The sequence below is a fragment of the Pedobacter sp. AC163 genome (genome assembly GCF_979258665.1).
Window position 1 is genome coordinate 999,341 of sequence record NZ_OZ409872.1, and the last position, 12,197, is coordinate 1,011,537.

Genomic DNA, 12,197 nt, shown 5'->3' on the forward strand with positions numbered 1-12,197 from the left:
AAAATTAAAAGCCAATATTTAATCCTAGTGAAATCGCCCTCGGTCTTGGATACGCACCCTCATTAACACCATTTTCTCCGAGTTCTGCATCAAAGCCTGGATTAAACTTAGTGAAGGTGTAAAGGTTGTTGCCAGAAAAGAATATCCTTAGACTTTTTATCCCATTGATAGGATTAGCCTTAAAATTATATCCTAGGGTGACGTTTTGAATACGCAAGAAAGAACCATCCGTGATGAAGAAATCAGAAGCTAGGAACCCTCTTGTATTATTTGCTCTTGGAATCTCATTACTAGGATTATCCGGTGTCCAACGCATGATCTGCCTGCTTGGTGTCAGTTTTCTAAAATCAAATACATCATTACCATAAATCCCGTAAAACTGAGCGGAAAGGTCAAATCTTTTGTATTTTAAGTTTGTGTTAAAGCTATATAAAAAGTCCGGAGTCGGATTTCCTATAATGGTTCTATCATTGCCATCGATTACCCCATCAGGAGTTCCGTTTGGTCCAGATATATCAAGATATTTTATTTCACCTGGTTGCGCAGCAGCTCCCGTTAAACCTGAGGCAATACCTTCCTGAACCGTTTGTATTATCCCATTTGATTTATAACCATAATAGGCAAACATCGGCTGACCTACCGTGTAGGTTAGAATTCTTTGTCTGACCAATTCATAGAGGGTTCCAACATCAACCCGATTTTTTTCACCCATGCTAATCACCTTATTCCGATTGCGCGTGAAGTTAACCCCAACATTCCAAGAAAATTCACTCTTTCTAATGATATCCGCATTAAGGCCAATCTCAATACCTTTGTTGTTAATCTCACCATCGTTAATCCATTGTTCATCAAAGCCTGATGAAGGAGCAATAGTTCTCAACCTTAGAAGATCATCGGTGTTTTTGTTATAATAATCAATAGTCAACCTAAACCTCTGATCCATAAAACCAATATCTACTCCCAAGTCTAATGAGGTGGTAGTTTCCCACTTTAAGCTATTATTCCCTAAGCCTCCAACAATTGTTAAACCCTGTTCATTATTTGCACCTGATAAACCTGGACCAAATCCTGTCTGAAAACCATCTCCAGTAAAATATCTGGCTGTTCCAAACCTATCCAGTGTTTGATATGGGCTAATGCCCTGATTTCCTGTAAGCCCATAGCTCACTCTAAATTTAAGTTCCGAGAAAACATTGAGTGATTTGATAAATTCTTCTTCGTTTGCTTTCCAAGCCACTGCACCAGATGGAAAATATCCCCACTTGTTATTGGATCCGAATTTACTTGAACCATCAGCTCTGGCTGTTAAAGTAAAGAGGTAACGGTCTTTGAAGACATAATTAGCTCTACCAAACCATGATGCAAGTTCTGATCTTGAGAGTCCATTAGAGATAATCCTATTTGCTGCAGTGCTTAAGTTTTCGTTTTGAATGTTATCGTTAACAAAACCATTACCTATCAAGTCACTCGTTCTTGTATTAAATTTTTGGAAAGAGTAACCCGCGACAAAGTTAATGCTGTGGTCTTTCCCGAAGGTTTTATTTGCGGTCAGATAATTTTCGGTCAGCAATTCTGTGGTGTTAAAATTATTTATTGCACCATAGCCATTGCTTTCAAATCCTCTAAAGGTTACAATTGAAGGCTCATATACGTCACCGATTGAATTGCCATATTTTGAGCTTAGTTGCGTTCTGAATTGCAGCCATTTGGTTATTTTGGCGTTGGCATAAACTGTTCCAAGTACATCAATTGTCTTACTAGTGTTCAATACCTCATTGGCTATGGCCAAAGGGTGTCCAAAATCTGTGGGACTTGTTCTGAAATAATTTCCCTTATCATCATAAACTGGAAAAACCCTTGTGCGATCTGCATTAACCTGTACACCATTGTTTTTTGTGTAGGTAAGAATTACGTTAGTACCCACATTGATAGCATCGGTAAGTTTTTGGTCTAAATTTAATCTAGTGGCGAAGCGATCATAGAAATTTTTAATGACCAAACCTTCTTCTTTGTAATAATTTCCTGAAATAGCGTATTTAGTTTTTTCACTTCCTCCATCTGCAGTAAGTGTATAACTCTGAGAGAATGGTTTGCGATACACTAAATCAACCCAATCGGTATTGTGTGGCCACTTTGGCTTTGAAGGGTCAAGGCCTCGTAATTCTGCTATGGAAGGAAAATAAACTCCCCCTCGTATTTCACCAAGATATGGCAGTTGGTTTGCAGGGGTACCTCCTGTTAAAGCTGCTTCATTAGCAAAAGTTGCCTCATCAATGGCATCTCTCCAAAGGTCAGGCTTGGAAGACATAGCAGATACCGTATTAAGTGTGCTTAATGAAATGTTAGACTGCCCAAGCTTACCTTTTTTTGTGGTGATCAGGATGACTCCATTAGCACCTCTTGAGCCATATATAGCTGCGGATGAAGCATCCTTTAATACTTCAATCGATTCGATATCATCAGGATTTATCTGCTTCAAATTACCAGCATCACCCCAAGGAAAGCCATCTACAACCATTAGTGGACTATTTGACCCGTTTAATGAACTTGTTCCGCGTATACGTATAGTGGCTCCAGCACCTGGTCGTCCTGAACCGGATATAACCTGAACCCCAGGTATTTTTCCCTGTAAAAGTTGGTCTACAGAGGCAGAGGGAGTTCGATTGAGTTCACTTCCTTTTAATGTCGAAACAGAACCCGTAAGGTCGCTTTTTTTAACTGTACCATATCCAACAACGACAACCTCATCCAGATTTTTAAGATCGGGCTGCAGGCTAGCGCTAACACTGTTTTGACCTGAAGCAACCGCAATTTCTTTAGTTATCATGCCCACCATTTTGAAAATAAGTGTATTACTTTTTGCAGGCAATGTTATTGTATAATTTCCATTATCATCAGAAGAGGTTTGGATGTTTTCTCCTTTGACAGAAATTATAACGCCAGGCAAGGGCTTGGCAATTTCGTCTACTACATTCCCTTTTATAGTTCTTTGTTGCGCAAGCACTGTATCAGCGCTCAACAGTACACAAAGAAAGCAAGCAAATGCGATGTAAAAATTTCTACTCATAAAGTTTAATTTGGTTAATAAAATTATATGTCCAATTGGTGATTAATTGATAAATCAAAACTAGTTCATAATGAATAAACCCATTAATACTATTTTAACATTTGATAGTATAATAATGAATGAGCACGTATTTTATACTGAGTTCACTTACAATGGAGCCATCTGGAATAAGGAATTCCAGTTATTTGAATTCTATTTTACCTTTTCGTCAATAATACATTTTATAGAAATCTCCAAATATGTGTAAATACTTTGGGTAAAATCCAGATACTTATTTCCGTCCATATGTCAGCGAAAAATTTGAAAATTGAGCATCTTCTTTGGTATCACCTTTATAGTGTAACCCTGGCCTCGGGCTCCTGTCCCATTGTTCAAGGGACATTCCCTTTAAGTTTATATCCAAGGCTATTTCTTTCCAATTCATATCACCCTGTTTGTATTTGAATTGCAACCTTTGATCTGCATTCACATTTAAGCTAATTGAATCGGTTCATTTCTGGTGATTTTTTCTTCAATTAATGTAAAGAGTTTTTTATCAACCACCTTCCAAACCATAATTTGGTCACCTTGAACGCCAAAACCCATAGCGGAATGAACATCACCATAGAACGTTAAGCCCTTTAGACTATTACTGCGGTTGAGCACTTCAACGTGATCTTGTGATTTTTTGTGTTGACGATGAAGGAAATCAGCTGAAAAAGCCATGGAGAAAACTTTGCAGTCTGCTAGATCTGTATGAATATGAACCTGATCGATATCCAGCGTTAAAAGTGCAGGTGCAAAAATGACCCTGTTTCCCAAGTCCGCATAATGCCTCAATTCACCTTCGTACAAAAAAATGAGACAATAATAATTATGACTGTGGGGCTCATTATAAACTTTACCTGAATCGTCGGTTCGATCTTTTATATACAAAAGGAACTGGTCGTGATCCTTTTTTTTGAAATCTATATTATATTTGGGTATCACCTTCTCCGTTTTTTTGATTAAAAATTTATAGTTCAGGTAGCGTACAATACTTCTGGTAATCATGGCAGAATTGGTCATGATATCAATTATCTGATCTAGCCATGTGGCTATATCATAAATTGACTGTAGAACATAAACGCTTACCAATTCGTTCGCTGAATTCGGCATCGTACAATCAATAAAGTGTTTAAAAACTTGATAACACTAAGTATCCCGGAAAAGCCAAAGATATAATTTTACATTAAAAACATACTAATTGGTATGTTTTTAAATTAGTTTTGCATAAAAAAAATAAAATGGAGACACAAACTCATCTTACACCAGAATTCACACTGAACGTAGTTCTTGCAGCAATTGCAATAGCAATTGTATTCATTACCTTAATGTCGTTAGTTAAAGAACCGCACAGGCAAAAAATAAATGCACTTTTGATCGCAGGCGCAGGCGCTGTGTACTGGAGTGGAGGTTTGGGCATTTGGGAGTTCATGTTCGGGACGGTAATGCTTTTTGTGGCTTATAAGGGCTTCAAGCATTATTATTTTATAGGCATCGGCTGGTTGCTGCATACCACATGGGATATACTTCATCATCTATACGGCAACCCAATCGTTTATCTGGAACCCTCGTCTTCTGCAGGATGTGCGGTATGTGACCCGATATTGGCCATCTGGTTTTTTATGGGTGCACCTTCTGTGTTCAATTTTTTCAAAAAGAGAAGATTTTTAAAGTTAACTGTAAAGACAAATTAGGCAATTTTAACATTTTAGTTTTCGGATATTGCAATATGTTACTCGAAAGCGATGTTAATTGGAGTATTCAAAGTAATAACTGATTTAAAACAATAAATAAAATATATATGTCTAAAGCAGCATCAACCAGAGATTTGATCATCAGAAAATCTTTTGATCTCATTTATCAAAAAGGATATCAGTCTACCAGTATAGATGATATTATCAGTACAACAAACGTAACCAAGGGTGCCTTCTTTTACCATTTCAAAAACAAAGAGCAGATGGGCCTGGGATTGATATCGGAACTGCTCTATCCAAATCTCTATAACAGAATGGTAAGGCCGTTGAAAGAAAGCACAGATCCTGCAAAGGATATATATGCTATGATGGAATCGCTTCTTAACGATACTCTTTTCTTTAATGTTTCCCATGGATGTCCTGCAATTAATCTTATAGATGAGATGGCTCCTGTAAATGAGTCATTTAGAAAGGCACTCGCGAAATTGACGCTTGCCTGGCATAATGCAATTGCATCTTGCATCAAAAGAGCCCAGCAAGCAGGCAAGATCAGCACCAAGGAATCTCCTGAGCAAGTGGCTGTAATGGTTATCTCAGGATATTCAGGAATCAGGATGCTTGGTAAGGTAATGGGCAGAGGTGTGTACCAAACCTACCTTACCAGCCTTAAAGGATATCTTAGTTCATTATAATTTTTTTTAAACAATAACATACCATATAGTATCTTTTATGCATCAGATTTTGTTAACCCTCCATTCGATCAACAGGTGGTTGGTACTTATTTCTTTATTATATTCCATTTTTTTATCAGTGAAAGGATTAGTCGGCCACAGCCCGTTCCGTAAGTCTGATAATCTGGTTAGGCATATTACGGCCACTATCGCTCATATTCAGCTTTTAATCGGTCTGTATCTGTATACAATGAGTCAGATTGTAAAGTTTGCTTCCGTTCTACCAAGCGTGGATGGAGTGATGGATGAACATATATTCTTCAGATATGTCCATATTTTATCAATGGTGCTCGCAGTCGTAGTGCTGACGATTGGGTCCGCAAAGACCAAAAGGATGGGAACGGATCGATTAAAGTTCAGAACAATGATGATTTGGTACACGATTTCCTTGTTGATCATTCTAATTGCCATTCCATGGCCTTTCTCTCCCCTGGCTAACCGTCCCATGTTTAGAACATTTTAAAATTCAATTATGATTAAACTACTTAAATATCCTATTGGCAGACTTAGGATCATCGGGTTTCTGGAAGGTCTATCACTTATCTTCCTTGTATTTATTGCGGTACCTTTTAAATATATCGGCAACATACCGGTTCTTGTGAGAATCATTGGTCCTATCCACGGCCTTCTTTTCTGCCTGTTTTTAATCACCACCTTTGGCGTTGCAACCTCTTACAAGTGGAAATTCTCTAAAACCACCTGGAAAGTACTATTGGCATGCCTGATTCCATTTGGGACATTTTATATCGATCGGTATATACTTTACCCTGAATCCGTATTAGAGGGTGAAATGAGCGATGAACAGGAGAATGAGTTATAAAAAATATAAAGTCATGATCTTAATTTTGATCATACCTGCGATATACGTGACATGCTGCAATATTAAACCCAATCCAAAGATTGATAATAATACCCGATTCGAGAAACGCCTGTCCTTTTACAAGCTTTTTCAGGGTAAGCCAGCTGAACTCATTCCTGCTCCTGATGTAGAGGTACTTGAATTATCATCAACACTATTCACTGACTATGCGGAAAAGCAGCGTCTGATCAAACTTCCGCCAGGAAAAAAAATGAAATTAATCGGGAACGGGCTTCCGGATTTTCCAGAAGGAACGCTGATCGCAAAAACATTTTACTACCCTTTAAGCCTGGGTGGGAAATTACAGATAATCGAGACCAGATTGCTTTTGCTCAAGGCTGGCAAATGGCATGCCGCTGTATATAAATGGAACAAGGAACAGGCAGAGGCTTTCTTGATTACTGATGGCGATGTTGTTCCGGTTAAAAGATTGGATTCAAACGGTAAAATGATGGCTATTGGATACCATATCCCTGCAAACAACGAATGTGTAAGTTGTCATCATTCCAATGATAAAATATTGCCAATTGGTCCGAAGGCTCGTAATCTTAATGTTGAGGTTGTGCGTGGGCATTCAAAAGTCAACCAGCTTCAATATCTGATGGACAAAGGATTGATGAGTGCTGAGAAATTAAACAAAATTGACAGACTCCCTGCGGATAAGAATACCAAGATTGCGGTCGATGACAGGGCAAGAGGTTACCTGGAAATCAACTGTGCGCATTGCCATCAGCGAGGGGGATTTGCCGGTCAGACGACACTCGATCTAAACTACGGCACTACGCTAGATGGAACAGGAATACGCTTGCACAGGAATAATATATTGATAAGGATGTCTGAAATGGGCGATTATCACATGCCAAAGTTGGGAACTACGATGATTGATACAGCCGGACTGCAGCTTATAAAGGATTATTTAAAAAAAATGGATTGACAATAATTTTCTATCAGAGGAACTTTTCATATAACTATGACTACACACTAAATTTATGTATCAATTATTAACCGTTTATCATTCAATGTTCAATTGGTTGGCTCTGATATCTATTGTTTACAGTATCTGGCTTGCTTACCAATTAAAAATCACTGGGCTATCGTTTTCAGGTTATCCAGTTAAGGCCATCAGGTGCTCGGTCGGCCTGATGTCACTACAACTGGCTATCGGAATAATGCTCTACAGGAGAAGTCATATCACTGGAAATTTCTGGCGGGATCAATTATATTATAATGATTTCGAAGGATTTTTCTTTAGTGTAATCCACAGCGTATTGATGACCATAGCTACGGTTATCATGTTAATAGCTGTATTCCCAACCAGAAAATCAAATCCAAAAGAGAAGCAGTTCAGTAAGATTATCATTTATTTTTCGATCGCGCTGGTCATCATATTGTTATCGGTGCCATGGCCATTTTCTCCATTCATCAAACGTCCATATATGAGATAACCCAATTAACTGCAATTTAAAGCCAATAGTTATCCTATCTCAGCACCTAGCTAAAATAATCTTCTTTAACCAATCACAACATTCAAAATAAAAACATATTTCACAAGATGACTAAAACACTAATAATCATATCGGCGGTGCTATTACTGGCCTATCTGGGCTATCGAACTTTCCGCATCCTGACCATCAACAATGATATCGACCAACAGGTCTCAAGCGGTGCTATAATTTTGGATGTCAGGACCTCAATGGAATACGAATCCGGACATATTGAAGGTTCTATCAATATTCCTTTGGGTCAGATTAGGGAGCGGTACAAAGAACTTAATCCGTCAAAGACCTACATTACAACCTGTTCACACGGATTACGAAGTATAAAGGTAGAGCATCTGCTTAAAGAGCGTGGATTTCAGCATGTCTCTAACGGGGGGGCGTGGGTTGATCTTGAAGAGAAGATCAAAAGTGGAAGAAAATGATCAATGATAGTAAGAATTTCATAAACATGAATCAATTGATCAAAGAAAACCAACTTGCACAACTTTTTCGAAAGTTTCTGGATAACAATTGCACACGATCAGAATTGGATTTATTATTTCTTCATTTCGGCACCACGAGCGATGAGGAGGAACTGAAAAAAATGATTGCTGACAATCTCAATATTGAAGAAAAATATGAAGAAGATCCCAATAATCGACTAGGCGCAATTTTAGTGGCATTATATAAAAGTGGAGTCGGATCTTCAGAATCAAATGCCAGGCGGCATCCGAATTCGAAAATTATGCTTATCACATCAGCATTAGAACTGCAGAAAAAATAAAAAATTTGAACAAAAACATACCATCTGGTACTTTTTGTGGTATTAGAAATCTGGACATAGATTGTAAAAATAATTTAATAATACACTATAAATAAGCAACATGAAAATTAACAAATACCATTTATCGTTCATTATACCCCTACTTTTAAGCAGCTGTGCGGGTAAAGACAACAAATTGGGTTCATTGAAACAGGAAAATGCCAAAGTTTCCATTCTAAAAATCTCTGCAAAGAGTAACCTGGCTAAATTCAACTATTCTGGAAGTATAGAGCCGGACAATACTGTAAAAATCGGATTTGCTATTCCAGGCATCATCAATAAAGTTTATGTTGATGAAGGTCAATTTGTAGAAAAAGGTCAGTTGTTAGCTACAATTGATGATACGGAGTACCGCAACTCGCTTTTGATTGCAGATGCAGCCTTGAGTCAGACTGAGGATCTTTATGGGCGTTTAAAAGATCTCTTTGAAAAAGAAAGTTTGCCAGAAAAGGACTTTATTGATATTAAAACAAAGCTGGCACAGGCTAAAGCATCGAAAAATATCAATACCAAAAGGATCAATGACTGCCGTTTATATGCGCCAATGTCAGGATATGTGACTGGAAAGGCAATTGAGGCGGGCAGCAGTGCCAGTCCGGGTTTGCCCGCATTCGATATAATTAAGACCGATCAGGTTTATGCTCAGTTTACGGTTCCTGAAGCCGAAATCGGGTATATCACAAATGGGCAGGCTGCAAGTGTTTTTGTTCCTACTCTTCAGGACACATTAAGCGGGAGAATTTCGCGGACCAAGGTTTTCGAAAGGGTAAATGAAGCGTCGGTATCAAAGAACCTGATAATGATCCCGATTTGCTTTTGCTCCTGAATACTGAAGATAATTTGTGAGCACAGGTAAGATGATCAGTCGGGCGATTATTTTTGATCCCCGAAGTATAGGGTCATGTAAAAAATCCCGGCCTTTCGAGCCGGGATCCTGATTTCCCAAAACAGTGATTTTTTTTTATTTATCGCTATTTTTCTTTTCAGTAACTTCTGCTCTGATTTCCTGAGCTAAAACCTTAAGGTCCTGCATCGCTTTACGAACGCGCGTACCTGCCGCAGCATTGCCACCGTCATAAAATTTAGTAGCATCGGCTTCGATTGAAGAAACCAGTTCTTTTACTTTTTCAAATTTTTCCATAATTGTTTTATTATCGGCCAAACAGATGACCATCGTTAAAATTTAATTTCGTTACAAAAAACGAGCCGCGAAAATACAAAAATGCTTTAAACGCCCAAACCCTGACTGTTGGAAAGCTCTTTTCCCTTTGATTTTGTGATGGCCTTATTTAAGGAAGGCTCTTTTAAAAACTGCTCTCTCTTCTCTGCCCTGCCATTGGCTGCAAACATATTAAGCTGAGAATAACGTGGCACGGCTTCAACCTGCAACTTCACCTGCTCGCCATTTTTTCCTACGGTAATAGACGGGCGATCACCATTCTTTAATTGCGCTTCGAGTTTTTCTCTATCCTTTGGATTCTCCAGTTCTTTGATGTTGAATTTATCAAGGACTTCTTTTAAATTGAATCCATATGAAGGATCATGATACTGGCTCATATTGAAGTTCATATGACGGTCACGCGGTCCATCCAGGTCAAGCTTCATCCATGCTTTATACGGCAATCCGCCCTGGGTGAGCATATCCTCACGATATACCGCCCTGCCTTCAATCAGGTTCACAGATTGGGATGCTGTAAAACCCTTCCCTCTTTCCACCCAGATGGTCTGCGGCAATGGTGGATTTCTAAAAATCCTGCCGAATTCCTTATCTACGTAATTGATCTTACCTTCTTCCATAGTTGCCAATCTGGTCTTGTGGGCGGCATCTTTTCCAACGGCAAGCTCAGCATTGCCGGTGTGCTTTTTGAATACTTCGATAGCCTCGGCTACATTTTCTCTTTTGAAAACATTGTTTTTCCCGGGCGTATCACTTGGAGAGATGACCAGATATTTCTGACCGGCTTCCAAAGCTTTTCCTTCATTAAGGGCTACATCATACTTGTTAAGGTAGTAGTTTTCGGACTGACCGGATTGCTTGAAATAAAGATTGAGATCAATCTGCCCCTTGTGTCCATTGATCTGGTCTTTTAAAATAAAATCAGGAAGATTCGACTTCATGTTTTCTTCCATTTTTTCCTGAAGCTCCTTACTGAAGCCCAGCGCTTTCATCTCAGATTTGAGATTTTCTAAATTGTTTAAATTCATACTCATTGTGTTAAAGGTTAACTGTTTGCTATTTTTAGCTTTTAAATTATCTGATGGGCTTTCCCATAATAGAAGGGAAAATGTTTGTCCGAACCGGGGCTGATAGCCGGGGGCGTCCTTTTTCTTAATCCATCAATTTGCTCATTCGGGCGCTTTATTCAATATTTGATGGCATTTCGCATAGTCTTTTAGCATTGTAAAAAAGGACGATGACTGCTTGTGCATAACGGGTCTCAGCCAAATCCAAAGCCTGTAACTATTTTCTGATCTGGTTATCCCGAAGCAGGACCGGAAAGCCTGCCTTGACTTTCATTTTCACCCGCTTTACTTTCTTTGAAAAAAGCCCTTTCGCGGCGTCAATCCCTGCTCCAGCTACCTGAGTACCTATGGACTGATCCATGCTCAGCAGCTGCAGGCTCCTCACCGCATCATCCGCCCCGCCCGATATGGCATTATCCACTATTGCATCCGGTGCTGCAATACCCTTGATCCCATCCAGGCTATAAATCGACAGATCCACGGGGACTATGTTTCTACCGATTCGAATGGTTTTGATATCCACCAGCAAACGTTGATTGGTCAGGTTACAGAGTCCAAAAATTTCGTGTCCCTTGGGAATCAGGGTACCATTGATGGTGACCGTGTCTGAAACCACCAGTTTGAGTACGGCACCCTGGACGAGGGATTGTTTTGCTGCGACCTCGGCTGGAATTGCAGCAAACTTTTCTTCCGGTGCTGTATTAACCTGTTTAATGTAGGCATCACGAACACGCTCGGGATGTTGAATGTCCAGAACTTTTTCCAGCATGCCAGAAAGCTGTTTCATCTCCCGATCCTCACTGCCATTTCCCTGCATAGAGGACATGAGCTTTTCAAGCCTGTCGACATCGGTGCTCATCCGGGGCACTTTTATATTACGCTCCCGGGAAGAAGCCAGGGCCTTGGGTTCGACCGGTGCATTGATCTGCGCATTTAATTGCTGCAGTTTGAGATCAATGTCCTTTGTGGGATCTGTTGGTTGCGAAGTGCTGAAACCGAATCTGCCGGCGATTTCTTCCAGATGTCCGGAACTGGTTTTTGATGAATCTTTCTGGCTTTCCTGATAAATCCCCATCTTATCTGCCGGCTTTTCCTTAGTGAAGCTGGCATTGGGAAGTGAAGCATTGATACCGGCATTTCCGTTAGCTTTATTCCCAGTTGTCTTTCCCCCGCCCATGGCATAAAAGGCCAAAGAAAGAAATGGCAGGATCAGTATGGGCAGGATAAGCAGGATTTTCCTTTTGTCCCTGATTTTTTGATTTTTCATATTTCTATTG

At 39.4% G+C, this 12,197-nt stretch carries 13 protein-coding genes; 8 read left to right on the forward strand and 5 right to left on the reverse strand.

Translation table 11 applies throughout. The features are described 5' to 3' along the window. Window positions 1–4 precede the first annotated feature (4 nt). Window positions 5–3,067: a SusC/RagA family TonB-linked outer membrane protein gene (locus ACZZZK_RS04125; protein ID WP_463483013.1), complete on the reverse strand. Its 3,063-nt coding sequence runs from the start codon at window positions 3,065–3,067 to the stop codon at window positions 5–7. Window positions 3,068–3,538: 471 nt separating this feature from the next. Continuing rightward, complete coding sequence (locus ACZZZK_RS04130; RefSeq protein WP_463483014.1) at window positions 3,539–4,204, reverse strand: hypothetical protein; 666 nt, start codon at window positions 4,202–4,204, stop codon at window positions 3,539–3,541. 128 nt (window positions 4,205–4,332) lie between these two features. On the opposite strand from ACZZZK_RS04130, the gene ACZZZK_RS04135 reads away from it, so the two are divergent. From ACZZZK_RS04135 to ACZZZK_RS04170, 8 genes are all read left to right on the forward strand, one after another. Then, window positions 4,333–4,785, forward strand: coding sequence for a DUF6010 family protein (locus ACZZZK_RS04135; RefSeq protein WP_463483015.1), 453 nt, complete (start codon window positions 4,333–4,335; stop codon window positions 4,783–4,785). A 107-nt stretch (window positions 4,786–4,892) separates the two neighbouring features. Continuing rightward, the gene (locus tag ACZZZK_RS04140; protein WP_463483016.1) at window positions 4,893–5,477 is read left to right on the forward strand and encodes a TetR/AcrR family transcriptional regulator; all 585 of its coding nucleotides are present in this window, start codon (window positions 4,893–4,895) and stop codon (window positions 5,475–5,477) included. A gap of 511 nt (window positions 5,478–5,988) precedes the next feature. After that, the gene (locus ACZZZK_RS04145; RefSeq protein ID WP_463483017.1) at window positions 5,989–6,336 is read left to right on the forward strand and encodes a DUF3817 domain-containing protein; all 348 of its coding nucleotides are present in this window, start codon (window positions 5,989–5,991) and stop codon (window positions 6,334–6,336) included. Continuing rightward, a complete protein-coding gene (locus tag ACZZZK_RS04150) occupies window positions 6,326–7,309 on the forward strand; it encodes a hypothetical protein (RefSeq protein ID WP_463483018.1) in 984 nt (327 codons plus the stop codon). The genes ACZZZK_RS04145 and ACZZZK_RS04150 overlap by 11 nt, the downstream gene beginning before the upstream one ends. 55 nt (window positions 7,310–7,364) lie before the next feature. Further along, window positions 7,365–7,820: a hypothetical protein gene (locus ACZZZK_RS04155; protein WP_463483019.1), complete on the forward strand. Its 456-nt coding sequence runs from the start codon at window positions 7,365–7,367 to the stop codon at window positions 7,818–7,820. Between the two features lie 107 nt (window positions 7,821–7,927). Further along, window positions 7,928–8,296 carry a rhodanese-like domain-containing protein gene (locus tag ACZZZK_RS04160; protein WP_463483020.1) on the forward strand — a complete coding sequence of 123 codons (369 nt, stop codon included), beginning with the start codon at window positions 7,928–7,930 and terminating at the stop codon, window positions 8,294–8,296. 26 nt (window positions 8,297–8,322) lie between these two features. Continuing rightward, window positions 8,323–8,637, forward strand: a complete 315-nt coding sequence (locus ACZZZK_RS04165) for a hypothetical protein (RefSeq protein ID WP_463483021.1) — start codon at window positions 8,323–8,325, stop codon at window positions 8,635–8,637. A 100-nt stretch (window positions 8,638–8,737) separates the two neighbouring features. Further along, window positions 8,738–9,502, forward strand: coding sequence for an efflux RND transporter periplasmic adaptor subunit (locus ACZZZK_RS04170; protein ID WP_463483022.1), 765 nt, complete (start codon window positions 8,738–8,740; stop codon window positions 9,500–9,502). Window positions 9,503–9,637: 135 nt separating this feature from the next. Here the strand turns inward: ACZZZK_RS04170 and ACZZZK_RS04175 are convergent, their stop codons facing one another. From ACZZZK_RS04175 to traM, 3 genes are all read right to left on the reverse strand, one after another. Then, on the reverse strand, window positions 9,638–9,817 hold the full coding sequence (locus tag ACZZZK_RS04175) for a histone H1 (protein WP_116167675.1): 180 nt from the start codon (window positions 9,815–9,817) through the stop codon (window positions 9,638–9,640). A gap of 86 nt (window positions 9,818–9,903) precedes the next feature. Next, entirely contained in the window at window positions 9,904–10,881 is a 978-nt protein-coding gene (locus ACZZZK_RS04180; RefSeq protein WP_463483023.1) for a hypothetical protein, read from the reverse strand. A gap of 256 nt (window positions 10,882–11,137) precedes the next feature. Next, a complete protein-coding gene (traM, locus tag ACZZZK_RS04185) occupies window positions 11,138–12,187 on the reverse strand; it encodes a conjugative transposon protein TraM (RefSeq protein ID WP_463483024.1) in 1,050 nt (349 codons plus the stop codon). Window positions 12,188–12,197: the final 10 nt, after the last annotated feature.